We start from the raw sequence: 23,592 nt of genomic DNA, 5'->3' as shown, positions 1-23,592 counted from the left end.
GGGGGGGGGGGGGGGGGGTAGATTTGCAGACTATATTTAACCTATTTTTAATAATTATTATATATTTTAACAATTTAGAGGCGTTCAGATAAAAAAATGCCGTCTGAAACCCGAAAATCAGGTTTCAGACGGCATTTTGCCTTGAAAAGGCTGTTCAAATCAGCGGTGGTAATTCGGTGCTTCTTTGGTAATTTGAACGTCGTGAACGTGCGATTCGCTCATACCTGCGGAAGTGATTTCCACAAATTCGGCTTTTTCGTGCATTTCAGCAATATTGGCGCAACCCAGATAACCCATACTGGAACGCAAACCGCCGGTTAATTGGTGGATGATGTTCACAATCGGGCCTTTGTAAGGAACACGACCTTCGATGCCTTCGGGGACGTATTTGTCGGTGCTGTCGGTTTTGTCTTGGAAGTAGCGGTCGGCAGAACCTTGGCTCATTGCGCCGAGCGAACCCATACCGCGATAGGATTTGTACGAGCGGCCTTGATAGAGTTCGATTTCGCCCGGTGCTTCTTCCGTGCCGGCAAACATACCGCCGAGCATCACGCTGTACGCGCCTGCGGCGAGAGCTTTGGCGATGTCGCCGGAGAAGCGGATGCCGCCGTCGGCAATCAGCGGAACGCCCGTGCCTTTGAGGGCTTCGGCAACGTTGTGGATGGCGGTCAGTTGGGGAACGCCTACGCCTGCCACGATACGGGTGGTGCAAATCGATCCCGGACCGATACCGACTTTGACGGCATCCGCGCCGGCGGCGACCAAATCCAATGCGGCTTTGGCAGTGGCGATGTTGCCCCCGATGACTTGGATGTGCGGATAGGTTTCTTTGACCCAACGTACGCGGTCGATCACGCCTTGGCTGTGCCCGTGTGCGGTATCGACGACAATCACGTCAACGCCTGCTTCGACCAGGGCTTTGACGCGTTCTTCGGTGTCGCCGCCGGTGCCGACTGCTGCACCGACGCGCAGACGACCTTCGGAGTCTTTGTTGGCGTTGGGAAATTCGGTAGTTTTTAAAATATCTTTAACGGTAATCAGACCTTTGAGTTCGTCTTTTTCGTTCAGAACCAAAACGCGTTCAACTTTGTGCGTGTGCATCAGTTCGCGCGCTTCGTCTATGCTTGTGCCTTCGGGGACGGTAACCAGACGTTCGCGCGGGGTCATAATGGCGGAAACGGGCAAATCGACGCGGTTTTCAAAACGCAGGTCGCGGTTGGTTACGATGCCGACGACTTTGCCGTTTTCAACGACGGGCAGGCCGGACATTTTGCGTTTGCGCTGCGCGCGCATTTCCAATACTTCGCGGATGAGCGTCGTCGGCGCAACGGTTACGGGGTCTTTGACCACGCCGCTTTCGTGGCGTTTCACTTTGGAAACGGCGCGCGCCTGCATTTCGGGCGTCATGTTTTTATGGATGATGCCGATGCCGCCTTCCTGTGCCATCGAAATGGCGAGGCGCGCCTCGGTAACGGTATCCATCGCGGCGGAAAGCAGGGGGAGGTTGAGTGTGATTTCGCGGGTGAGCTTGGTTTGAAGTTTAACGTCTCGCGGCAGCACGGTCGAATGTGCGGGAACCAACAGGACGTCGTCGAAAGTATAGGCTTTTTCTACGATACGCATGATGCTCGGTCTTTCAGTTTGTGCAAGATGCACGGCATTATAACATGGTACTTGCGTCTTGGCAGCCGATATTGTTTACAATATTTATCCGTTTCGGAATAGTTGGAAAACAGAAGGGCTAATGCCGTCTGAAAAGGGAAGAGGAATCATGTTAATTGTTCCAACAAAGCCTGTTTCAGGGTAGATTGGATTTTCGGATTTTTCAAGTCGGGGCTGAAAACGGTAAAACTGTCTTCGACGCGTTCATCCAGCGTGGAAATTTTGGCGTAGCGCAGGCTGACATTGTGGGCGAAAAAGACTTCCGCCATATCGGCGAGCAGGAAAGGGCGGTTGACGGCGGTGATTTCGACGGAGTACCAGTCGGGGTAGTCTTCTTCGGGGGTAATGGTGATGCTTGGCGCGATCGGCATATAGCGGCTGCGGCGGCCGATGCGGCGGCTGTGGCTTTGGGTTTCGGCAACGGTGTGTCCGTGGATAAAGCTGTTGAGTTCGGCTTCGAGCGCGCTTTGGATGTCGGGGTAGTCTTCGGGAGCGTGCTGCGAGGGGATTTGCACGATGAAGGTATCGAGGATGTAGTCGTGTTCGGTGATAAAGGCGCGGGCGGCGAGAATGTCGAAGCCGTGGCGGCTGAAGATACGGCAGAGGCGGGCGAACAGGCGCGGGCCGTTGGGCATAAAGACCATGACTTGAAAGCTGTTGCTTTTGGGCAGGATGCGGCTGCGGACGATGGGGGTTTCAAAGTCGTGGACGAGGTTGGCGGCGTGCCACAGGATTTCGCGGGACTGGTGGCGGGCAAAATAGGCGGAACCGAGCACGTTCCATAGTTTTTTCTGCTGTTTTTCGGGGACGGCGGCGCGGGTGAGCAAGTCGGCGGCTTCTTGCTGGCGGCGGCCGAAGAGGGCGTGCGGATTGCCGCCGTTGCCTGCGAGGTAGCGTCCGGCGGCGTGAAACAGGCTTTCCAGCAGGCTGGCGCGCCATGCGTTCCACAGTTTAGGATTGGTGCCGCGTATGTCGGAAATGGTCAGGAGGTAGAGCGCGCTGAGGCGTTCGTGGGTTTGCACGCGTTTGCAGAAGGCATCGAGTACGTCGGGGTCTTGGATGTCTTCTTTTTGGGCGACGGTGGACATAAGAAGATGGTTTTCGACCAGCCAGGCAAGCAGGTCGCTTTCTTCTTCGGTCAGGAAGTGGTCGGCGGCAAATTGGCGCACGTCTGCGATGCCTTGTATGGCGTGGTCGCCGCCGCGTCCTTTGGCGATGTCGTGGAAGAAGGCGGCAAGATAGAGGATGTCTTGTTTTTCAAAGGACTGCATCAGCGCGGAGGCGTAAGGCAGTTCGTGGCTGTGCATGTCTAGGGCAAGGCGGCGGACGTTGCGGACGACGGCGAGGATGTGGTCGTCCACGGGATAGATGTGGAACAGGTCGTGTTGGAGCAGGCCGACGATTTTTTCCCACGCGGGCAGGTAGCGTCCCAATACGCCGTAGAGGTTGAGGAAGCGCAGGGTCTGGGTCAGCCCGTTGCCGCTGCGGAAAAAGCCGGCGAAACGGCGACGGTTTTCGGGATTTTGGTAGAAGCTGCGGTTGATTTTGCGCGTCGCGCCCCCCCAAGCGCGCAGGGTTTGCGGTTCGAGCGCGGTAATGTCGTTGCGCTGCTGCATGATTTCGACAATTTTGAAAATGTGTTCGGGTCGTCTGAAAAAAATATCGGTGTGCCGCGCGGCGATTTGATTGTTCACTTGGATGTAATCGTCGTCAATCCGCAGGGTAACGCGCATCGGCGCGGAGGAAACGCGGCTTCGCAGCATAGGCGTGAGGATGCCGCTCAGTTGTTTGACGGTTTTAATCGCGCGGTAAAATACGCGCATCAGTTCTTCGCTTTGACGGCGGAGGTTCAAGCCTTGATAACCCATACTTTCGGCAACTTGCGGCTGCAAATCGAACAGCAGGCGGTCTTCGGCGTGCTTGGCGTTTAAATGCAGATGGATGCGGATGTGGGCGAGGCGGCGGTAGCCGTGTGAAAGCATACCGGCTTCAGTGCGCGTCAGAATGCCTTGTTTGACCAGCGCAGGCAGGTTGGCCGCCAAGCCTTGTGCTTTCGCTATCCAAAGCAGGGTGTGGATGTCGCGCAGACCACCGGGACAGCTTTTGATGTTTGGTTCCAACACCGCCCCTGAGCCTTGCGATTTGGCATGGCGGTGTTCCATCTCCACCAGTTTTGCCTCGACAAACGCCGCCACATTGCGCTGCGCGTTCATTTTTTCCGCCAATTCGTCTGCTGTTTGGCGGTTGCCAAACAAAAACCTAGCCTCTAAAAACGCTGTGTCCCCCGTAATATCATTGCGCACACTTTCACATAGTTCATCAACGCTGCCGCTTTTTACAGACGGCATCAGTTTGCAGTCCCACAGGGTTTGGACAAACCGGGCAATCTGTTCCTGAATGCCGTCTGAAAGCGGGGCAGGGGAGACAACCGCCAAATCCACATCCGAACAGGGATACAGTTCGCCGCGCCCGAAGCCGCCCACCGCCATCAGGCATAACGCGCTGTTTTGAAAATGTTCTACCCACAATGCTGCCAGTAAGGTTTCGACTGCCGCCGTGTATTCTCTGAAAAATACCGACACGCGGTTGGTTTTCAAATAATGCGCTTCGGCGGCATCGCGCTGCTGTTTGAAGGTTTCCAGTGCTGAAGACAGGTTTGCAGGCATTTTTATTCTTTCGATTGGCGGGAAAAAGGGAAGCGGATGGTTTGGCGGTCAAATACCGCTTTCAGACGGCATTTGTCGGGTATCGGCGGAATTGGTCATCAGGTTCAACCGTTCCTGCGGCGGCAGCAGCAACTGATACGCCGCCACGCCCAAAGCCGCCGCCATTTTTTCGATATTCGACAGGGCGATGTTCCATCGTTTGCGCTCGACTGCCGACACATAAGTCCTGTCCAAACCGCATTGCCGCGCCAATTCTTCTTGCGACCAGCCCTTGTTCACGCGGAAAAGCCGCATATTGTATGCCAATACCGCCCGCAAATCCTGTTCGTCAGGCAGTTCGGCAGGCAGAGTTAATTTGTTGCCCATCATTTGTTTCCAGATAAATGGTTAAAGTTAAGCATTTGCTGTTACGGATTTTACTTCACATAAAAGCCAAAAAAAGGGGTGGCGACAGCCACACCCAAACACACACACATCAAGAGGAAAGAGATAAAATCAAGACGGATTGGGAAACAGCAAACAAGCAATCTAGATTTCATGTCGGTATTATCAAACAAAAACCGTTATCGAGTATTGATTCAAATCAATTTCGATTTTATTCGCAATCCGGTAAAGAAAAACGGCATATCCGTTTATATGGATATGCCGTCTGATGGTGCAGGGGACTGCTATATTTGGCAGTGGTTTGTGTTTTAGTCCTCTTGCGCCGCTGTTTGCAGGTAGTTCGGCAAACCGATTTTGCCGATCAGTTCCTGCTGGGTTTCGAGCCAGTCGATGTGTTCTTCGTTGGTGTCTTTTTGTTTTTCCAACAAATCACGGCTGACGTAATCCTGTTGCGCTTCAGCTGTGGCGATGGCGGCAAGCAGGGCTTCGTGTTTTTCCTGTTCTTTGGTCAAATCGCAGGCGATGATTTCTTCGGTGGACTCGCCAATCAGAAGCTTGCCCAGTTCTTGCAGGTTCGGCAGACCTTCGAGGAACAGAATGCGCTCGATCAAATCGTCAGCAGCTTTCATTTCAACGATGGACTGTTTGAAGAAATGTTCGCCCAGTTCTTCAAAGCCCCAGTTTTTCAAAATACGGGCGTGAAGGAAATATTGGTTGATGGTTACCAGCAGCAAGCCTAAGTTTTTGTTCAGCTCGCGGATAACCAAACGGTCGCCTTTCATACGGACTCCTTTTATTCCGAATACGGATTACAGTTGGCTTTGGTAGTAGTTGCCTTCACCAATCAGCTCGATCAGGCGCAGCTGCTGTTCCAACCAGTGTGCGTGGTCTTCTTCGGTATCTTTCAGTTGGGCAACCATCAGGTCGCGCGTAACATAGTCTTGAGCCTCTTCGCACAGTTTGATGCCTTTTTTCAACGCATCACGTACTTCATATTCGGTTTGCAGGTCGGCTTTGAGGCAGGAAACCACGTCCGTGCCGATATTCAGTTCGGCGCGCGCCATTTTCGGCGTGCCGCCCAGCATCAGGATGCGGCGGATGAAGTCTTCGGCGTGTGTGGTTTCTTCTTCCATCTCGTGATTGAGACGTTCAAAAAGTTTGGTGTAGCCCCATTCGGAGTAGAGGCGGGAGTGGATGAAGTATTGGTCGCGTGCTGCCAGCTCGCCGGACAGCAATTCGTTCATATAATCTAAAACTGCTTGATTGCCTTGCATAATATTTCTCTTTTCTTAATTTAGGTTTCGTGTGGTTAAACAGTGGATGTAGCACTGTTCGGGATGCGTGCATTGTATGCAAAAGCTGTCGGCATGACAAATTTTCTATTTAAAATACAAACAATTATCAAAAGAAATAGGGCGTATTCCCCGATGTCTTCCAAATCAGTATGCTGTTTTTTATCGGTTTTTTGTGCTGTTAAAACTAAGAATCCATATCATCCATAAAGAACATTTACACTTGTTAACCATAGCGAAAAGCAAATAGAGCACGGTTTTTTATCAAAAATTATAATGAATCGTTCTCATTAACTGACAGATTCTTTTGAGATTATCGGATTTTGAGAATAAATTATGCCGTCTGAAGGGCTTTCAGACGGCATGGACAATTCAAGTTGATGTTGTTTACATCAAACAAGGCGGCAGACAGCAGCGTAGGAAATTATTTTTTACTTCGGAACGGTGTTCCGGGTTTAATGATGTCCGCAACCGCCGTGGCTTTCGCGTAAGGCTTCGGCAGCCTGTTCGTCGGCATGGTAACTTGAACGTACCATCGCGCCGATGGCGGCATTGCTGAAGCCCAGTTCGTATGCTTCTTTTTCAAAGATTTTGAACTGCTCGGGCGTAACGTAGCGCAGGACGGGCAGGTGTCCGTCTGAAGGCTGGAGGTATTGTCCGATGGTAATCATTTCGATATTGTGCGCCCGCATATCGCGCATAATTTCGCGCACGTCTTCGTCGGTTTCGCCCAAGCCGACCATAATGCCGGATTTGGTCGGGATGTGCGGCATCATTTCTTTATAACGTTTTAATAAGTCTAAAGAATGTTGATAATTGGCACCGGGACGGGCTTTTTTGTACAGGCTCGGATGGGTTTCTAGGTTGTGGTTCATCACGTCGGGCGGGGTTTCGGCAAGGATTTTCAATGCGATGTCCAAGCGGCCTCGGAAGTCGGGAACGAGGATTTCGATTTTGGTGTTCGGGCTGGTCTCGCGGATGGCTTTGATGCAGTCGGCGAAATGCTGTGCGCCGCCGTCGCGCAGGTCGTCGCGGTCGACGGAGGTGATGACGACGTAACGCAGGTTCATGGCTTTGACGGATTCGGCGAGGTTTTTCGGTTCGTCGGGGTCGAGCATATTGGGCCGGCCGTGTCCCACATCGCAGAACGGGCAGCGGCGGGTGCAGATGTCGCCCATAATCATGAAGGTCGCCGTGCCTTTGCTGAAGCATTCGCCGATGTTGGGGCAGGAGGCTTCCTCGCAAACAGTGTGCATTTTTTGTTCGCGCAAAATGTCTTTGATTTCAAAGAATTTGCGTGATGGGAGTTTGGCGCGTATCCATTCGGGCTTTTTCAGTTTTTCCTGAAGGGGGACGACTTTGATGGGGATGCGGGCGGTTTTGTCCGCGCCTCTGAGTTTGATGCCGCGTTTGGGGTCGTCGGTTTTGATTTCACTCATTGTTGTCTGCTTTCGGTGTGAGTTGTGTTTCAAGGTGTGCGGTGAGTTTGGCAGCGACTTCGTCCGGCGTGGGGCAGGGTTGGACAAAATCCGCGATTTGCGTCATTTCCATACCGGCGTAGCCGCAGGGGTTGATGTGGGTAAACGGGCTTAAATCCATATTGACGTTGAGTGCGAGCCCGTGATAGACGGAACCGTTTTTGATACGCAGCCCCAGTGAGGCGATTTTGCGTTCGCCAACGTAAACGCCGGGGCGTTTGGGGTCTGCCGCCGCTTCGATGCCGTATTCCGCCAATGTGGCGATGATGCTGTTTTCAAGCGCGGAAACGATGTTTCTGACACTGGTTTTGCGCCGTTTGAAATCAATCATCGTATAAACGACCAATTGCCCGGGCCCGTGATAGGTAATCTGCCCGCCACGGTCGATCTGGACGACGGGGATGTCGTCGCGAATCAGCAGGTGCTCGGGTTTTCCCGCCAGTCCTTGCGTAAAGACGGGCGGGTGTTCGACGACCCACAGTTCGTCTTCGGTGTCTGCATTCCGTCCGGCATTAAAGGTTTTCATCGCTTCAAAAGTCGGCAGATATTCGACCAAACCTTTGTGTATGATTTTCATCTCAAAGTACCACTTTGACCAGTTCGTGCGAAGTCAGCGCGCGGTAGATGTTGTCCAATTGTTCTTGGTTTTCAACCTTTACTTGTACGGTGGCGCCGGTATAGTTGCCTTTGCTGCTCGGACGCGTGGTGATGTGGTGAGCCTGCGTGTCAGGGGCGTGAAGGCGGACGGTTTCTAAAACCGCTTGCTCGAACTCGGGATGAACCGCCCCCATTACTTTTAATGGGAAGGTGCAGGGAAATTCGATGAGGGATGTTTTGTTTTCTTGTTCGGTCATGATGTGCTGCCTTATCGTGTACGGTATGCCGTCTGAAAGCGGGTTTGCCTTTCAGACGGCATCAGATATGCGGTATTTTAGCCCAAACCGCGATAACAGGCTATCGGAACGGCACGGGCTTTATCTGCGATATAACCCGTTCTGCTATAATAATGATGAAAATGGTTTCCGGACGGGTTGTTATGTATCAGAAAAAAAAGCAGAGTATCAAACCCTGGGTTGGTGCGGGGGTGTTCCTTACGGTCTTGATATGGCTGGCTTTCGCACTTGGCGACACACTGGCTCCCTTTGCGGTTGCGGCAGTGTTGGCGTATGTGTTGGATCCTTTGGTTGAATGGTTGCAGAAAAAAGGTTTCAACCGTGCCGTTGCTTCAATGACTGTAATGATTTTTGCCTTGCTGCTGCTTGCCGCGCTGCTTTTGATTATTGTCCCTATGCTGGTCGGACAGTTCAACAGCATGGTATCCCGTTTGCCCCAACTTGCAGGTTTTATGCAAAATACGCTGTTGCCGCTGTTGAAAGACACTGTGGGCAATTATGTGGAAATCGATCAGGCATCCGTTATCGCATGGCTTCAGGCGCATATGGGTGAGCTGAGCAACACGCTTAAGGCGTGGTTTCCCGTTTTGATGAGGCAGAGCAGCAATATCGTCAGCAGTATTGGCAATCTGATGCTGCTGCCGTTGCTGCTTTACTATTTTCTGCTGGATTGGCAGCGGTGGTCATGCGGCATAAGTAAACTGGTTCCGAGGCGTTTTGCCGGTGCTTATACGCGCATTACGGGTAATTTGAACGAGGTATTGGGCGAATTCTTACGCGGTCAGCTTCTGGTGATGCTGATTATGGGTTTGGTTTACGGCTTGGGGCTGGTGCTGGTCGGGCTGGATTCGGGGTTTGCCATCGGTATGGTTGCCGGTATTTTGGTGTTTGTCCCTTATCTCGGGGCGTTTACGGGATTGCTGCTTGCCACCGTCGCCGCCTTGCTCCAGTTCGGTTCGTGGAACGGCATCCTATCGGTTTGGGCGGTTTTTGCCGTAGGACAGTTTCTCGAAAGTTTTTTCATTACGCCGAAAATCGTGGGAGACCGTATCGGGCTGTCGCCGTTTTGGGTTATCTTTTCCCTGATGGCGTTCGGGCAGCTGATGGGCTTTGTCGGAATGTTGGCAGGATTGCCTTTGGCCGCCGTAACCTTAGTCTTGCTTCGCGAGGGCGTGCAGAAATATTTTGCCGGCAGTTTTTACCGGGGCAGGTAGGCGGCTCCGAAACATATTTGAAGCGGGATACAACCCTGCCCGGGTTTAAATAAAAATGCCGTCTGAACCTCGAAAACAGAGCTTCAGACGGCATTTTCATCACGGCTTATTTGGCGGTTTTGCTGCTGTCGATAATTTTCATCCCGACCGAAATCAGGCTGCCGATGTCGGCAACATTGGCAGGCATAATCAGCGTATTGCTTTCTTTGGCAAGATTGTTGAACGCGGAGACGTATTGTTCCGCAATCTTCAGATTGACCGCATCCGCCCCGCCTTGGGTTTGAAGGGCGGCGGCAATTTGACGGATGGCTTCGGCATTGGCTTCGGCAACAAGGCGCAAGGATTCCGCTTCGCCTTTAGCACGGTTGATGCGGGCGATTTTCTCGGCATTTGACGCATTGACCGCAGCCTGAGCCTCGCCTTCGGATTGTTGGATTTCGGCTTCGCGCTGACCGCTGGCAAGGTTGATTTGTTCGATTTTACGGCCTTCGGATTCGGCGATACGGGCGCGTTTTTCGCGTTCGGCGGTAATTTGCGCCTGCATCGCGCGAAGGATTTCTTGCGGCGGAACCAAATCCTTGATTTCGTAACGGAGGACTTTCACACCCCAAGCTCCGGCTGCCTCATCGAGGGCGGAGACGACGGTACTGTTGATTTCGTCGCGTTCTTCAAACGTTTTGTCCAACTCCATACGTCCGATAACGGAACGCAGCGTCGTTTGGGCAAGCTGGGTAATTGCCATGATGTAGTTGCTCGAACCGTATGAGGCAAGTTTGGGATCGGTTACTTGAAAATAGATGATACCGTCAACAGTCAGCTGCGTATTGTCGCGCGTGATGCAGACCTGGCTGGGTACATCCAAGGGGATTTCTTTTAGCGAATGACGGTAGGCGACGCGGTCGATAAAGGGAATCAAAATATTCAAACCGGCCGTCAGGGCGCGATGGAAACGCCCCAGCCTTTCGACAACGTGGACTTCCTGTTGGGGAATAACGACAAAGGATTTAAATCCGAAAACAACGACGGCTACCAGTAATATAATGAAAAATTCCATAATTCCTCCGAGTGTTAAGGGTTTGAGATGATGAGAAGGTTACCTTCCTTGCGGACGATGAGGGCGTGCGTTCCCGGTTCAAACACATCCTGCCCCGTATTTTGCGCCTGCCAGTGCGTACCGCGATAAAAAACTTCGTAACGGTTGCCGCCTGCGTGCCGGAGGATTTCGGCATATTGCCCGGCATCCAAATCCTGATATGAATCTGTTTCAACTTTTCCCACGGCGGTTTTGGCGTGTACGAACCAAATGCCCAGCGCGGAAAGTAGGGCGGCGGCCAAGGTGGCGGCAGGCGTGCTGCCGGTCAGTCCGTAAGCAATGCCCGAACCCGCCAAAGCCGCGCTGACAACCAAAAGATAAACCGTTCCCGTCAATAATTCGATGATTAAGACGGCAACAGCAGCAACAAACCATACAGTCATACATTTCCCCACAAAGCGCGTCGTTTGACAAAATAACGCAATATCAGCAGTATAGCCGAATTTGAAAGGATAGGGCAGATATGGACACTTGGCACGATGCACTCGGCGGTGAAAAACAGCAGCCGTATTTTCAGGAAATTTTAAATGCAGTAAAGCAGGAACGTTTGTCGGGACAAATCATCTATCCGCCGGCGGCGGATGTGTTCAACGCATTCCGCCTGACAGCGTTCGACCGGGTCAAAGCCGTTATTCTCGGACAAGATCCGTATCACGGGGCAGGGCAGGCGCACGGTTTGGCATTTTCCGTCAGGCAGGGCGTCCGCATACCGCCGTCTTTGTTGAATATCTACAAAGAATTGGAAACCGACATCGAAGGCTTTTCCATTCCCGCGCACGGCTGCCTGACGGCTTGGGCGGAGCAGGGCGTATTGCTTCTGAACACGGTTTTGACCGTACGCGCAGGACAGGCGCATTCGCACGCCCTTTTAGGCTGGGAACGCTTTACCGATACCGTCATCAGGCAGCTTGCGACACACCGCAAGCACCTTGTCTTCATGTTGTGGGGTGGGTATGCACAACAAAAAGGGAGGCTGATAGACAGTCAAAATCATTTGATATTGACCGCACCGCATCCGTCTCCTCTGTCGGCATATCGCGGTTTTTTTGGCTGCCGACATTTTTCACAGGCAAACAGCTATTTGAGCCGACACAGTATCGATCCGATAAACTGGAAGCTGTGAATGCCGTCTGAATGCCAAGTTGCTTAAACCCCGCTTAAGGCTGCTTTTGAAACCGGAAACAAAGTAATTAAGGAAAACCGGCTCATAATGCAAAACCGTCTGAATCCCGGGGTTCAGACGGCATTCGAGCGTCAAAGTTTGCGTGTCGGGTTCATTTAGCGGAATTCAAACAGCTCTTGATGCAATGAGCGTGTCTTAAGGTTTCCTGCAATACCGCTTGTAAAGCTGCGACTGCCGCAAAGCCATAGGCTGCGGGCTTCACTATTCCGAACGCTTTGTGCAATATGATTGGCGAACAATCTTTGGGTTTCGGAAGGAATATAGTGGAACGCAACATTCGCTTGTTCAGCCAACGCTTTCCATTGACCGATTAGTTCCGCAGATAAATTTCTATCGGCATGAAACCAGTCAATCGGTTGATTGGAAGGTTGTTTGGCTAATTCTTTGAGTCTTGCAAGGAAAGGCGTAAAACCAATATCGTTGCTCACCCAAATCTGTGCATTTTTATCTGAAAAATTGAAGCGGCCGTATGCACCGTCAATTTGAACGGTATCACCGATGTTCAAGCGTTGGGGCAGGCGATGGGTGTAGTCTCCCAAGTCTTTGATGATAAGATTGATTTGTTGGTTTTCAGGATTCCAGTCAGAGGCGATGGTAAACGGATGGCTTTCTCCGTGTGCGCGCAAAAAGAGGAATTGGCCGGCTTGGTGTCCCTGCCATTTTGGCGCATTCAGGGTAAGCGAGAGCAGGGAAGAGTTTTGGTTTATGGCGGCTACTGTCGCGGTTTGCGGTTTACCAATGCGTTTAAAGAGGGCGAGGAGCGAACAAATACTGCCGAAGAATAGGGCGGCAGCCAGCAACCAGCCAAGTGGCTGAGCCAGTAGGCAAAGTTTGCCAATACGATGGTGTGCCATACGAGTGCAAGATAGACAGGGACAATTAAGATGTGAAGTTTGGCAAACCAACGGTAGGGAATCAGCTTTATCAGCGCGATAAGCAATAGGACGCCGACGGCGTAAAAAGCAACCTCACCCACTTCTTCAGCAAAATGGCGTTGGCTAACCAACCAATCTTTTAACGTCAAGACTTCCTGCCTCGGCGGGTGCGGCGGCTTTTTACCGTCAAACAGACCGAGCTTTACCAGCCATTTGGGGAATTGCTTGGTAGTCCAATGCAGGATGCTGCCTGAAAGGGCAATGATGCCGAACCATTTGTGCAGGCGGTACATTTTGTCTAGCCCGCCGAGCGGGGTTTCGAGTATTTTGGGACGCACGGCAAGTATCAGGCAGCCACTCATGGCAAGTATGCTGATGGTGCCTGTGAGTTGCAGCAATAGGTTGCGTACCGGAAATACGCCCCACTGATCTGGAAATGATGTAGCAAGCAGCCATAAAGCGAATATGCCGCCGAAAAATATGGCTAAGGTAAATTTAATGTTTTTCATGGTAGTGTTCCTTATGGATGGGAATATGAAGCGGTCTGCGCCATTTGTGGGGATTGTATGTGGGGAAAATTAGATGGAAATTATTGGTGTGGGTAAGGGTGGGAGGGGTTTACCTGTTGAAGTCGACTGAAAAGTGCAGGCTGCTTTTTGGGTTTTCAGACGACCTCCAAAGCAGCCTGCACTCAGGTGTTTTGGGTTGACTAACGCGAGCTATCTGCCAAATACTTTCCGCCAGGCATTTGGATTGATTTTAAACTTGGCTTTGAACTGCAAACGTAGGTTTGCCGCGCTGCCGAAGCCGCTTTGTTCGGCTATGCGTTCTATCGGCAAATCCGTATTTTCCAATAAATCCTGCGCCTGCCATAGCCGCTCTGTGGTGAGCCACTCACCGAAATTCATACCTGTGGCTTGAGAAAAATGGCGGATGAAGGTTCGACGGGAAACGGCTAATTTTTTTGCCAAATCGTCCAAGCGGTATGGGGTGGCAAGGTTTTGGCGCAGTTCGTCCAATAAGTGATTGATTTTGTCATCGGCGGTACGGCGTTCGACAGGTCGGTGGATAAACTGTGCCTGCCCGCCTTCGCGGTGTGGTGCCGCAACCAAGGTACGGGCAAGGTCGTTGGCAACGGTTGCACCGTGGATTTTGCGGATGAGGTACAGGCAGCAATCCAGCCCGCCTGCTGCACCTGCCGATGTTAAAAAGTTGCCGTCTTCCGCATATAGGCGGTTGGTATCCAGATGAATTTTAGGGAAACGGCGGACAAAGTCGTCTTCGGCAAGCCAGTGGGTGGCGGCGGTTCTGCCGTCTAAAAGTCCTGTGTAGGCAAGGGCGTAAGTGCCGTAACATAGGGCGGTGATATGCGCACCACGTTGTACTGCTTTCTGCAAATGTGCGCTCAACTCGGGTGTCGGGGCTTCTTCAATATTGCGCCAGCCTGTTCCGTCAAATCCAAGCCGCCGTGTACAGGAATGCTTGCGCCCAGTGCCGTAATAACGTCTTTGCTGTCATCGGAACAGATTTTCAGGTCAAAGAGTGGATTGTTCCGATAGGTCGTCTGAAAAACAGAAAAGGGAATGTTGAAGACAAAATCATTCATGCCCGATTGAGCATATAGCACGATTTTGGGGACAGCTTGATTTTGGCGAAACTCGTTACGCTCGTTTTCAGACGACATTTTGTCACTATCCTTACGTTTATTGGCAATATTGCCTATTTTAGCCGATGCACCTGCTGCTTAAAATACGCTCCATGATTTTTTAAGGAGCAACATCATGAAATCCAAGCAATTTATTCTTGCCACTGTTTTGGGCGCGACAGCCTTTTCCGCTTGGGCAGACGATTCATACCAACATATCCGTAACGCTACCGCCAAGGTCGAATATGCGGGGCAGACGTTTTTGATTGACCCGTTTTTCGCCCCCAAGCATTCCATGAACGGCTTTGCTGGCACGTTCAATAACCAAGCCAAAATGCCGCTGGTCGGGCTACCGATGAGCGTGAATAAAATTTTGGACGGTGTGGATGCAGTTATCGTTACCCATACTCACGAAGACCATTGGGACGAAACCGCCGCACGTTCCATTCCGAAAAACCTGCCCGTATATGTGCAGCACCAAGCCGACGCGGCAAAAATCCGTAGCCAAGGCTTTACTGATGTACGCGTGTTGAACGGCAGCACTGTCTTCAACGGCGTAACCATCAGCAAAACCGGTGGCGTACATGGTACAGAAGCCATGTATACCAACTCGCAGCTAGCCGAAATCTTAGGCGATGCAATGGGTGTGGTATTCCAAAGCAGCGGACACAAAACCGCTTATATTATGGGTGATACTGTGTGGACAGCAGATGTAAACAAAGCATTGAACCGCTACAAACCCGATTATCTGATTATGAACACGGGCTACGCGCTGATTTCAGGCATTTCAGATGGCATTATTATGGGGACGGCTGATGTATTAAAAGCCAGCCAAGTCATGCCTAAAGCCAAAATCATCACCGTACACATGGATACCGTGAATCATACCGCCGTCAGCCGCGCCGATATGCGTAAATTTATACGCGGTCAAGGCATTGAAAGCCGTGTGAACGTTCCGGAAGACGGAGAAATCGTGAAACTGGATTGATAAACGGCTCATTATCCTAAAGCAGCCTGCACCTTGTTTTTCAAAGTGCAGGCTGCTTTCAGACGACCTCAAAAGTAGCCTGCACTTTGAAATTCCAAGTTGCGCCATCCGCCCTCACTTCCCGCCCGCAATCATCTCTTGCTGTCGCGCCACAATTTTTGCCGCCATTTCCAAAAACAACTTTTGTTCGTCTGCCGACAAATCCGACAAAGCCATTTGGTTGATAGCTTTGGCAATTTCCGTAGACTGCTGTTGCAAGGCACGAGCTTGCTCCGTCAGTATAATCAGGCGGCTGCGCGCATCGTCGGGATTCGGTTCGCGCGTAATCAGGCCGTCGCGTTCCATCCGCGCCAAGGTGTTGGCAATCGTTGCCTGCTTCAAATCGGCGCGTTCCACCAATTCCTGTTGGCTCAAACCGTCTTTCTGCCACAGTTCCAGCAATATCGGAAATTGTGCGGGGGCGATGCCCAAAGGCTTTAAACCTTCGCCCAATAAAATGGCAAATTGGCGGGCAATGTGGTTCATCAGATAGCCTGCCGATTCAGTTTTGAAAACTTCGTCCACTTTGTTTCCTTTCAAATCAAATTGTTGCGGATTATATCACAAATATAGCTTGCTATCTTAATTCATAGCACGCTATACTTATTTCAACTCGATAGCTTGCTATTTAAATGCTTTCAGACGACCTCTCTTAAATGTTCAAAGGAAACCATAATGAACCGCAATACTTTACGCAAAATCCACGCCGCCGCAGGGGTGGGTGCATTTTTATTCATCGCTTCGTTTTGGAGCAGCACCGTGTTCAGCGAACTCTTCGGCTCGCACGAAACCGTCGCCGCCGTGAAGCAAACCATTGTTTATGCGCTGTTCGGGTTGATTGCCTGCGTGGCAACCGCAGGTGCAACGGGCATGAAAATGGGCGGCAAAAGCAAACACGCCGCGATTGCCGCCAAACGCCGCCGTATGCCCTTTATCGCCGCCAACGGAATGTTGATTTTGCTGCCTTGCGCGTTTTTCTTAAACAGCCGCGCCGCCGCAGGACAGTTTGACAGCGTGTTTTACATCGTCCAAAGCATAGAACTGATTGCAGGCGCGGCGAATCTGACGCTGCTGGGCTTGAGCATGAAAGACGGTTTTTCTATCTGCAAGCCGAAGAAAGAAGCCTAAATCCTTAATTTTCCAACACCCTTTTGATATTAGGAGTTTACACATGAATACCCGCAAAAAAACTATTATCGCCGCCGCTGCCGCCACAGTTTTCCTTTGCATTGCAGGCTGCACCGCCAAAGCGGAACAATGGCGCGCACAACGCGAAGCCATGCAGAACAGCGTTGTACTCATCAACACCTTTGAAATACCGCAGGGCAAAGAAGCCGAAACTTTGGCTGCTTGGCAGAAATCACGCGATTTCCTGAAAACCCAGCAGGGCTACATCGGCACACGTCACGGCTTCGGCAGACGCGGCGGCAAGTGAGGCGAGTAAGCGGCGGAACCGCGCGCCGAAATAAAAAGCAGCCTACACTTTGAAAAACAAGGTGCAAGCTGCTTTTGGGCTTTCAGATGGTCTGAAACCGTGTGCGTAACCATGCCTGTTCTGTAACACCTTTAAGCCGCACTGCATTTTCTGAAAATTCAAGTACCTAGTATTAAGGTAAGGCAGGTAGTTTGTTGCAAGGTAAAAAACAAATGCTCTTGCTTATCTAGGTTATTGCAAAATATGAGTTTGAAAGATGGATATTTTTGTTTGCTTTTTTATTTGTTCTGATTAAATTTTCAAGTGGCTGAGTTTTGAATGGAGGTTGTAAAAATATCTATTCAACCTGTCATAAATTTAACATAATATACATTATGCGAATTAGCCGAAGAACCGTTTTTTACGGTGGAAATAAGACGGATTGTTCGGATAAACGAAATGCGCGCAATGGGCTTTGAAATACGCCCTTTTGACGCGTTCCCTGTCCCTTTCTCTGCACCGCCTATATTCCAAACCTGCAATGATTTCAATCGGGTCTATATCCATCACGTCGGCAATATCCAAGACGACGGCAAAGGGAAACCTAAGCCGGTTGCGCCGGTATTGGGACACTTCGGACGGCGTAACCGCCCATCTTTTTGAAAGCGCGTAATCGGAACGCACCCGTAACCGCCCTTTGACGGCATCCAGCCATTGGGATTGTGAAAGCATAATAAAATCAAAGCCTTTGCGAAAACCTGTAATTTAATGATACAGATTTTTGCAAAGGCTCTCTATTTGAGCATATGCTCCTTATCCTTTATCTTTGGTTTGGGCACATTTTGCCCTATTCTTCATCAGCCTTACATACGTCCCAATTCCCTTTGCAGTGCTTGGATATTTTGCTGTCTGTCCAAAACATTGCTTTGCAATGCGTTGATTTCTTGATGATTGATGTTGCCGCCTTTTGCCAGACGTGCTTGTGATAACATTTTTTGGGCTTCAGCCAATGCTTTGCGTTCGTTGCTCAATTCTGTTTCTAGAATGGAACGTCTGCTGTTGTTTGCGGGTGCCTGTTGCGGCGGGGGCGTATTGGGTTTTGCCGGCTTGGATACTGTTTTGACCGGGGCTTTATATTTGACAGCCTGTCCGCCGTTTGACGGTGATGGTGCCGGTTCGGGAGTTTGGGGTGGGATATAGCGTTCGCTGCTGTAGTTGCCGATTGGGGGCAAATCGGTTGAGTGGCAGCTTTTAGACGGCTTGGTGGTGTAAACGGTTTCTCCGTTGATTGTGCAGGTATAGATTTTGGCCGCATTCGCACCCAATGGGCTTGAAATCAGGGAAAGGTTGATTAGGATTAAGGGGAGTTTTGATTTCATAATGTGTTTGATACTCGGATAATAATTTGATTTTCTGGGGATTTTTTGTAAGGTTTTCTTGGCGTTTTATGGACTTTTCTTTTCGGTTGTTTGTTTTTGATTTTCCTTCGGGGCTTTGGCAGCCTGTCTGTTCTTTTTCCCGGCAGGTTTTTTGTTTTTCTTTTTGTTTCCTGTGTGTATTTTGGCTTCTTGACTAAGTTTTTTAATTTTCAGACGATATTCGCCTCCCTGGTGGCTGCTGATTTTAGGTAAATCCGCATCGGCGCACGATCCTGACGGGTCTGATGTATATACGCTTTTGCCATTTGAGTTGCAATGGTATATGGAGGCTTGCGCCGCCGCGCCGGAAAGGGACAGGAGAACCAAGGCGGCAAAAAGTCTGATGTTCATACCGGTAAAGTAAAAAGGCGATGGTAACGTCCGAATTATACCGTTATTGGCAGGCAAAGATAAGCACCCTGCCCGCGCTTCTTTATTGCTCGGCAAACTGTCTCTCGATTTCAGTTTCAATCTGCTCCAATTCCTCTTGGCAAGCCAGCCAAACCTCTTCGATTTGGGCAAGTTGTGTTTTGACTTTTGCCAGCTCGGATAAGGTGTCCTGTAATTTTTCTTTGTTTTCCTCAAAGTAAGCTTCTTCTTGTGCCAAAAATGTTTCACATGCCGTCTGAATTTCGGAAAGCTGCGCCATTTCTTTTTCGGCTTTGTCGATTTTCTGCTGTATCGGCTTACTGCGTCGGGCTTTTTCTTGACGGATTTGTGCTTCGATACGCTTGGTATCCTTGCGGTTTTGGCTTTGAGTGGAAGCGGCTGGCTCGGTTGCGGCGTTTTCCTGTGCCAAGCGCCATTGGCGGTAATCGTTTAAATCGCCGTCAAAGTTTTTCAGACGGCCTTTGTCGATCAAGAGGAAGCTGTCGGTAGTCGCTTCAAGCAGGCTGCGGTCGTGCGATACGGCGATTAATGCGCCTTGGAAACTTTGCAGGGCAAGCGTCAGGGCGTGGCGCATATCCAAGTCCAGATGGTTGGTCGGTTCGTCAAGCAGCAGCAGATTCGGTTTTTGCCAAATAATCATAGCAAGGGCGAGGCGGGCTTTTTCACCGCCGGAAAAGGGTTCGGTTTTCTGCAACGCCATATCGCCGGCAAAGTTGAAGCCGCCTAGGAAATTTCGGATTTCTTGTTCGCGCACTTCGGGCGAAAGCTGCTGGATATGCCAAACTGGGCTTTGGTCGGCGCGGATGGTGTCGAGCTGGTGCTGGGCAAAATAGCCGATATTGAGTTTTTCGGAACGGACGATGCTGCCGGAGAGTAAATCGATTTTGCCCGCCAAGGCTTTGATAAAGGTGGATTTTCCGCTGCCGTTGACACCCAATAATCCGTAACGTGCACCGCTCTCCAGCGACAGGGTGATGTCGTGCAAAACGGTTTTTCCTTCGTAACCCAAATCGGCGTGTTCCAGCTTCAGCAAAGGATTGGGCAGATGATCGGGATTGTAAAACTCGAAAGAAAACTCGCTGTCCAGATGCGCGGGCGCGACGCGTTCGAGTTTTGCCAATGCCTTCATACGGCTTTGCGCCTGCACGGCTTTGGTGGCTTTGGCTTTGAAGCGGTCGATAAAGGATTGCAAATGTTTGATTTGCGCCTGCTGTTTGACATAGGCGGCTTGTTGCTGCGCCAAACGCTGCGCACGTTCGTTTTGGTAAAAATCGTAATTGCCGCCGTATTGCGTGAGTTTTTGCTGGGACAATTCGATAGTTTGAGTGGTGGCCGCATTGAGGAAATCGCGGTCGTGGGAAATGATGAATTGCGTGCAGGGCAATGAAGCGAGGTGGTTTTCCAGCCACAAGACGGTTTCCAAATCCAAGTGGTTGGTCGGTTCGTCAAGCAAGAGCAAATCGGCGCGACAAATCAGGGCTTGGGCGAGATTGAGGCGCATACGCCAGCCGCCGGAAAAGGATTTGACGGGACGGCTGTGTTCTTCTTGCGAAAAACCCAGTCCGTCCAACAGTTTTGCCGCGCGGGCCGGCGCGGTATAGGCGTCGATTTCTTCCAATTTGGCATGATATTCCGCCTGCTTCATACCGTCGTTTTCCGCCTCCGCCCGCGCCAATGCCGTCTGAAGGGTCTGTAACTCGGCATCGCCCTGCAAAACGTAATCCAAAGCGGAAATGTCCAAATCGGGCGTTTCTTGGGAAACGGAAGCGAGCCGCCAGTTTTTCGGAATCGAGACATCGCCGCCGTCTTGAGTGATTTCGCCCTTGATTAAGGCAAACAGGCTGGATTTGCCCGTCCCGTTTTTGCCGATCAAACCGACTCGCTGACCGGGATTGACGGCGACGGAAGCCTTGTCGAGCAGGACTTTCAAACCGCGTTGCAGGGTGAGGTTTTTAATTTCAATCATAACGGAAATATCGTCGGGCGGAAAAAGCCCATATTTTACCTGAAAGTCAGTGCCGATGCCGTCTGAAACGGGAAATTTACGGCTGAAGCCAAGCCCAGGCCCTGCGCCCTTCCGAGTGCAGGAAAACCAATGTCCTGAATGCTGAATCGGTATTCATGCATTCCACGCCGATTCCGACTCGGGAAAAATCCGCGATGATTTTGGGATGGATAAACTCCTGCGCCGCGCCCGTCCCGATAATCAATATTTCCGGATAGTCAACAGGTTTGATGTCGGACAACAGGTTTTCCGGAGTCAGGTCGGACAAGGTTCGGCATTGCGACAGGCAGACCGAATCCTTATGTACAAGCACGGGTTTATGGAAACTTTGCCCTGCCAATCGGATTTCGCCCGACCGGTGTGTATACTCTGCAAACTGTCCGTCTATCGGATTTTCTTCAAACAACATTTTTTTACCCCGTTGCCGCATCATCCGCACCGAAAGGGGTGCAAAATCAGGCGAATTAATGTAGGATTGACAGATTTCATCTGACCCGCCTGCCGGTTTCAGACGGCATTTGATTCAAAGTGCGGCACAATTATATCGGCAACGGATACTTTCGTCTTTCTATGTTCATATTCAATCGGCTTGCAAGGAGGCACAATGAAGCCAGTAAACATCGGTCTTTTAGGTTTGGGTACGGTCGGCGGCGGTACGGCTGCCGTGTTGCGGGACAACGCGGAGGAAATTTCCCGCCGTTTGGGACGAGAAGTGCGCATCAGTGCCGTATGCGACTTAAGCGAAGAAAAAGCCCGTCAAACCTGCCCGTCCGCCGCCTTTGTCAAAGACCCGTTCGAACTGGTCGCGCGTGAAGATGTCGATGTCGTCGTCGAACTGTTCGGCGGCACGGGCATTGCCAAAGAAGCGGTATTGAAAGCCATTGAAAACGGCAAACACATCGTTACCGCCAACAAAAAACTGCTCGCCGAATACGGCAACGAAATCTTCCCGCTGGCGGAAGAAAAAAACGTCATGGTGCAATTTGAAGCCGCAGTAGCGGGAGGTATCCCAATCATCAAAGCCCTGCGCGAAGGTTTGGCAGCAAACAGGATTAAATCCATCGCCGGCATCATCAACGGCACCAGCAACTTCATCCTCTCCGAAATGCGCGAAAAAGGCAGCGCGTTTGCCGACGTATTGAAAGAAGCGCAGGCATTGGGCTATGCCGAAGCCGACCCGACCTTCGACATCGAAGGTAACGATGCGGGTCATAAAATCACCATTATGAGCGCGCTGGCATTCGGCACGCCGATGAACTTTTCCGCCTGCTACCTCGAAGGAATCAGCAAACTCGACAGCCGCGACATCAAATACGCCGAAGAACTCGGCTACCGCATCAAACTTTTGGGCATCACCCGCAAAGCCGAAAAAGGTATCGAATTGCGTGTCCACCCTACCCTGATTCCCGAAAGCCGCCTCTTGGCAAACGTCAACGGCGTGATGAACGCCGTGCGCGTCAACGCCGACATGGTTGGCGAAACCTTATATTACGGCGCGGGAGCGGGTGCATTGCCGACCGCTTCCGCCGTGGTTGCCGACATCATCGACATCGCCCGCCTGATCGAAGCCGATACAGGCCACCGCGTACCGCATCTGGCGTTCCAACCCGCCCAAGTCCAAGCGCAAACCATCCTGCCTATGGACGAAATCACCAGCAGCTACTACCTGCGTGTCCAAGCCAAAGACGAACCGGGCACGCTGGGGCAAATCGCCGCGCTGTTGGCACAAGAAAACGTGTCCATCGAAGCACTGATTCAAAAAGGCGTTATCAATCAGACCACTGCCGAAATCGTGATTCTGACCCACAGCACGGTCGAAAAACGCATCAAGTCGGCAATCGCGGGTATCGAAGCATTGGTTTGTGTCGACAAGCCCGTTACGATGATTCGGATGGAAAGCCTGCATGACTGAGCCGAAACACGAAATACCGACGGAAGAGCAGGTTGCCGCGCGTAAAAAAGCAAAAGCCAAAATCCGCACCATCTACATTTGGGCGTGGGTCATTTTGGCGTTGCTCGCTTCAACCGCCCTGCTCTCCCAATGCGCGATGTCCAAACCGCAGGCGAAGCAGAGAATTGTCGAGTCCTGTGTGAAAAACATACCGTTTGCCGAAAAATGGCAGAACGATTTGAAAGCGCGCGGCTTGGATGCGGACAATACCCGCCTTGCCACCGATTACTGCAAATGTATGTGGGAGCAGCCTTTGGACAGATTGAGCGAGAAACAGGTCAGCTCCTTCGGCAAACTCGGCGCACAAGAACAGCTTGACCTGCTCGGCGGTGCAAACGCGTTTGAAGCGCGCGACAGACAGTGCGTTGCTGATTTGAAAGCTGATTGAACCGCCGAACCGGAATGCCGTCTGAACGCGGGAAAAGCGTTTCAGACGGCATTTTCTCAATCCGGATTTGACGGGCAGCCCTTCATCCGAATCCGACGGGCAAACCCCTATCCTGATTCGGCGGGGCAAACAAAAAGCCGATTCTTCAAGGAATCGGCTTTTTACTGAAAAACAGTTTACAGTGCGTCTTTCAATGCTTTACCTGCACGGAATTTAGGCGTTTTGGCGGCGGCAATGGTCAGAGGCTCGCCGGTTTTGGGGTTGCGGCCTTGGCGTTCCGCACGTTCGCCCACGTAGAAAGTACCGAAACCGACCAAAGTAACGGTGTCGCCTTGTTTCAGGGCGTTGGTTACTGCATTGGTAGTGGCATCCAAAGCTTTTTGTGCGGCGGCTTTGGAAATGTCGGCTTCTTGAGCAATCGCTTCGATCAATTCAGACTTGTTCACAATCAGTCCCTTCCTGTCTTAAAAAATGATGAAATGCCCGAATACTCGGGGTTTGTACTGCTTGAGCAACTTTCGCTTTATAGCAATTCTGAAATTGCCGTGTCAAGAAAAAAATACGGAATCACCCTATTTTACAGGCTTTCAGGACGAAACCGCATTTTTACAACA

Annotated in this window: 29 protein-coding genes; 8 read left to right on the top strand and 21 right to left on the bottom strand. The window is 51.1% G+C overall.

All coding sequences use genetic code 11. The features are described from left to right. Window positions 1-159 precede the first annotated feature (159 nt). The 3 genes from guaB to Q9J79_RS08550 all read right to left on the bottom strand — a co-directional run bounded on the left by guaB (window position 160) and on the right by Q9J79_RS08550 (window position 4,697). Window positions 160-1,623, bottom strand: a complete 1,464-nt coding sequence (gene guaB / locus Q9J79_RS08560; protein ID WP_301911610.1) for an IMP dehydrogenase — start codon at window positions 1,621-1,623, stop codon at window positions 160-162. A gap of 146 nt (window positions 1,624-1,769) precedes the next feature. Then, window positions 1,770-4,328, bottom strand: coding sequence for a [protein-PII] uridylyltransferase (gene glnD, locus Q9J79_RS08555; protein ID WP_301911611.1), 2,559 nt, complete (start codon window positions 4,326-4,328; stop codon window positions 1,770-1,772). A 48-nt stretch (window positions 4,329-4,376) separates the two neighbouring features. Continuing rightward, window positions 4,377-4,697: a helix-turn-helix domain-containing protein gene (locus Q9J79_RS08550; RefSeq protein ID WP_003710267.1), complete on the bottom strand. Its 321-nt coding sequence runs from the start codon at window positions 4,695-4,697 to the stop codon at window positions 4,377-4,379. Between the two features lie 14 nt (window positions 4,698-4,711). Here Q9J79_RS08550 and Q9J79_RS08545 point away from each other — a divergent pair, with 14 nt between their 5' ends. Beyond that, window positions 4,712-4,981, top strand: coding sequence for a hypothetical protein (locus Q9J79_RS08545; RefSeq protein ID WP_162013441.1), 270 nt, complete (start codon window positions 4,712-4,714; stop codon window positions 4,979-4,981). A gap of 39 nt (window positions 4,982-5,020) precedes the next feature. On the opposite strand, the gene bfr (Q9J79_RS08540) is transcribed toward Q9J79_RS08545, so the two are convergent. From bfr (Q9J79_RS08540) to Q9J79_RS08520, 5 genes are all read right to left on the bottom strand, one after another. Beyond that, window positions 5,021-5,494 carry a bacterioferritin gene (gene bfr / locus Q9J79_RS08540; protein ID WP_002213535.1) on the bottom strand — a complete coding sequence of 158 codons (474 nt, stop codon included), beginning with the start codon at window positions 5,492-5,494 and terminating at the stop codon, window positions 5,021-5,023. 27 nt (window positions 5,495-5,521) lie between these two features. Then, entirely contained in the window at window positions 5,522-5,986 is a 465-nt protein-coding gene (gene bfr, locus Q9J79_RS08535) for a bacterioferritin (protein ID WP_002219259.1), read from the bottom strand. A gap of 473 nt (window positions 5,987-6,459) precedes the next feature. Then, window positions 6,460-7,443 (bottom strand): lipoyl synthase, encoded by a 984-nt coding sequence (lipA, locus tag Q9J79_RS08530; RefSeq protein ID WP_002240516.1) that lies wholly within the window; start codon window positions 7,441-7,443, stop codon window positions 6,460-6,462. Further along, on the bottom strand, window positions 7,436-8,059 hold the full coding sequence (lipB, locus tag Q9J79_RS08525) for a lipoyl(octanoyl) transferase LipB (protein ID WP_002232464.1): 624 nt from the start codon (window positions 8,057-8,059) through the stop codon (window positions 7,436-7,438). The genes lipA and lipB overlap by 8 nt, the downstream gene beginning before the upstream one ends. Before the next feature lies 1 nt (window position 8,060). Then, on the bottom strand, window positions 8,061-8,336 hold the full coding sequence (locus tag Q9J79_RS08520; protein WP_002237935.1) for an HP0495 family protein: 276 nt from the start codon (window positions 8,334-8,336) through the stop codon (window positions 8,061-8,063). Between the two features lie 182 nt (window positions 8,337-8,518). On the opposite strand from Q9J79_RS08520, the gene Q9J79_RS08515 reads away from it, so the two are divergent. Continuing rightward, complete coding sequence (locus tag Q9J79_RS08515; RefSeq protein ID WP_301911612.1) at window positions 8,519-9,589, top strand: AI-2E family transporter; 1,071 nt, start codon at window positions 8,519-8,521, stop codon at window positions 9,587-9,589. A 106-nt stretch (window positions 9,590-9,695) separates the two neighbouring features. On the opposite strand, the gene Q9J79_RS08510 is transcribed toward Q9J79_RS08515, so the two are convergent. After that, on the bottom strand, window positions 9,696-10,643 hold the full coding sequence (locus Q9J79_RS08510; protein ID WP_301911613.1) for an SPFH domain-containing protein: 948 nt from the start codon (window positions 10,641-10,643) through the stop codon (window positions 9,696-9,698). Between the two features lie 14 nt (window positions 10,644-10,657). Next, window positions 10,658-11,065: an NfeD family protein gene (locus tag Q9J79_RS08505; protein WP_301911614.1), complete on the bottom strand. Its 408-nt coding sequence runs from the start codon at window positions 11,063-11,065 to the stop codon at window positions 10,658-10,660. An 80-nt stretch (window positions 11,066-11,145) separates the two neighbouring features. Between Q9J79_RS08505 and ung the strand changes: the two genes are divergently transcribed. Then, window positions 11,146-11,805 (top strand): uracil-DNA glycosylase, encoded by a 660-nt coding sequence (ung, locus tag Q9J79_RS08500; RefSeq protein ID WP_301911615.1) that lies wholly within the window; start codon window positions 11,146-11,148, stop codon window positions 11,803-11,805. A 155-nt stretch (window positions 11,806-11,960) separates the two neighbouring features. Here the strand turns inward: ung and Q9J79_RS08495 are convergent, their stop codons facing one another. The 4 genes from Q9J79_RS08495 to Q9J79_RS08480 form a co-directional block, all read right to left on the bottom strand. Next, window positions 11,961-12,665, bottom strand: coding sequence for an FAD-binding oxidoreductase (locus Q9J79_RS08495; protein WP_301673377.1), 705 nt, complete (start codon window positions 12,663-12,665; stop codon window positions 11,961-11,963). After that, complete coding sequence (locus Q9J79_RS08490) at window positions 12,578-13,249, bottom strand: ferric reductase-like transmembrane domain-containing protein (protein WP_301911616.1); 672 nt, start codon at window positions 13,247-13,249, stop codon at window positions 12,578-12,580. The genes Q9J79_RS08495 and Q9J79_RS08490 overlap by 88 nt, the downstream gene beginning before the upstream one ends. A gap of 210 nt (window positions 13,250-13,459) precedes the next feature. Continuing rightward, the gene (locus Q9J79_RS08485; RefSeq protein WP_301911617.1) at window positions 13,460-14,149 is read right to left on the bottom strand and encodes a GlxA family transcriptional regulator; all 690 of its coding nucleotides are present in this window, start codon (window positions 14,147-14,149) and stop codon (window positions 13,460-13,462) included. Beyond that, on the bottom strand, window positions 14,146-14,424 hold the full coding sequence (locus Q9J79_RS08480; RefSeq protein WP_301911618.1) for a type 1 glutamine amidotransferase family protein: 279 nt from the start codon (window positions 14,422-14,424) through the stop codon (window positions 14,146-14,148). The genes Q9J79_RS08485 and Q9J79_RS08480 overlap by 4 nt, the downstream gene beginning before the upstream one ends. Before the next feature lie 97 nt (window positions 14,425-14,521). On the opposite strand from Q9J79_RS08480, the gene Q9J79_RS08475 reads away from it, so the two are divergent. Further along, window positions 14,522-15,373, top strand: coding sequence for an MBL fold metallo-hydrolase (locus Q9J79_RS08475; RefSeq protein WP_301911619.1), 852 nt, complete (start codon window positions 14,522-14,524; stop codon window positions 15,371-15,373). A gap of 114 nt (window positions 15,374-15,487) precedes the next feature. Here Q9J79_RS08475 and Q9J79_RS08470 read toward each other — a convergent pair whose 3' ends face one another. Further along, complete coding sequence (locus Q9J79_RS08470; protein WP_439652300.1) at window positions 15,488-15,952, bottom strand: MarR family winged helix-turn-helix transcriptional regulator; 465 nt, start codon at window positions 15,950-15,952, stop codon at window positions 15,488-15,490. 135 nt (window positions 15,953-16,087) lie between these two features. On the opposite strand from Q9J79_RS08470, the gene Q9J79_RS08465 reads away from it, so the two are divergent. Further along, on the top strand, window positions 16,088-16,540 hold the full coding sequence (locus tag Q9J79_RS08465; RefSeq protein WP_301911621.1) for a hypothetical protein: 453 nt from the start codon (window positions 16,088-16,090) through the stop codon (window positions 16,538-16,540). Between the two features lie 43 nt (window positions 16,541-16,583). Continuing rightward, the gene (locus tag Q9J79_RS08460; protein WP_301911622.1) at window positions 16,584-16,847 is read left to right on the top strand and encodes an antibiotic biosynthesis monooxygenase family protein; all 264 of its coding nucleotides are present in this window, start codon (window positions 16,584-16,586) and stop codon (window positions 16,845-16,847) included. A gap of 381 nt (window positions 16,848-17,228) precedes the next feature. Here Q9J79_RS08460 and Q9J79_RS08455 read toward each other — a convergent pair whose 3' ends face one another. The 5 genes from Q9J79_RS08455 to Q9J79_RS08435 all read right to left on the bottom strand — a co-directional run bounded on the left by Q9J79_RS08455 (window position 17,229) and on the right by Q9J79_RS08435 (window position 21,048). After that, the gene (locus Q9J79_RS08455) at window positions 17,229-17,558 is read right to left on the bottom strand and encodes a hypothetical protein (RefSeq protein WP_301911623.1); all 330 of its coding nucleotides are present in this window, start codon (window positions 17,556-17,558) and stop codon (window positions 17,229-17,231) included. A 131-nt stretch (window positions 17,559-17,689) separates the two neighbouring features. Next, window positions 17,690-18,205, bottom strand: a complete 516-nt coding sequence (locus Q9J79_RS08450; protein ID WP_301911624.1) for a hypothetical protein — start codon at window positions 18,203-18,205, stop codon at window positions 17,690-17,692. Between the two features lie 66 nt (window positions 18,206-18,271). Continuing rightward, the gene (locus Q9J79_RS08445; protein ID WP_301911625.1) at window positions 18,272-18,691 is read right to left on the bottom strand and encodes a DUF4124 domain-containing protein; all 420 of its coding nucleotides are present in this window, start codon (window positions 18,689-18,691) and stop codon (window positions 18,272-18,274) included. Then, entirely contained in the window at window positions 18,678-20,600 is a 1,923-nt protein-coding gene (locus Q9J79_RS08440; RefSeq protein ID WP_301911626.1) for an ATP-binding cassette domain-containing protein, read from the bottom strand. The genes Q9J79_RS08445 and Q9J79_RS08440 overlap by 14 nt, the downstream gene beginning before the upstream one ends. A 76-nt stretch (window positions 20,601-20,676) precedes the next feature. Beyond that, window positions 20,677-21,048, bottom strand: coding sequence for an Mth938-like domain-containing protein (locus Q9J79_RS08435; protein WP_301669983.1), 372 nt, complete (start codon window positions 21,046-21,048; stop codon window positions 20,677-20,679). A 195-nt stretch (window positions 21,049-21,243) separates the two neighbouring features. On the opposite strand from Q9J79_RS08435, the gene Q9J79_RS08430 reads away from it, so the two are divergent. After that, window positions 21,244-22,551 (top strand): homoserine dehydrogenase, encoded by a 1,308-nt coding sequence (locus tag Q9J79_RS08430; RefSeq protein ID WP_301911627.1) that lies wholly within the window; start codon window positions 21,244-21,246, stop codon window positions 22,549-22,551. After that, window positions 22,544-22,978, top strand: coding sequence for a hypothetical protein (locus tag Q9J79_RS08425; protein WP_301911628.1), 435 nt, complete (start codon window positions 22,544-22,546; stop codon window positions 22,976-22,978). Before Q9J79_RS08430 ends, Q9J79_RS08425 begins: the two co-directional genes overlap by 8 nt. A gap of 176 nt (window positions 22,979-23,154) precedes the next feature. Here the strand turns inward: Q9J79_RS08425 and Q9J79_RS08420 are convergent, their stop codons facing one another. Beyond that, a complete protein-coding gene (locus Q9J79_RS08420) occupies window positions 23,155-23,424 on the bottom strand; it encodes an HU family DNA-binding protein (RefSeq protein ID WP_101130014.1) in 270 nt (89 codons plus the stop codon). Between the last annotated feature and the right edge of the window lie 168 nt (window positions 23,425-23,592).

The organism is Neisseria viridiae (genome assembly GCF_962747995.1).
Taxonomy (GTDB): domain Bacteria; phylum Pseudomonadota; class Gammaproteobacteria; order Burkholderiales; family Neisseriaceae; genus Neisseria; species Neisseria viridiae.
Note: the sequence above shows the minus strand (reverse complement) of the source record. Positions and strands in the feature narration are given on the sequence as shown.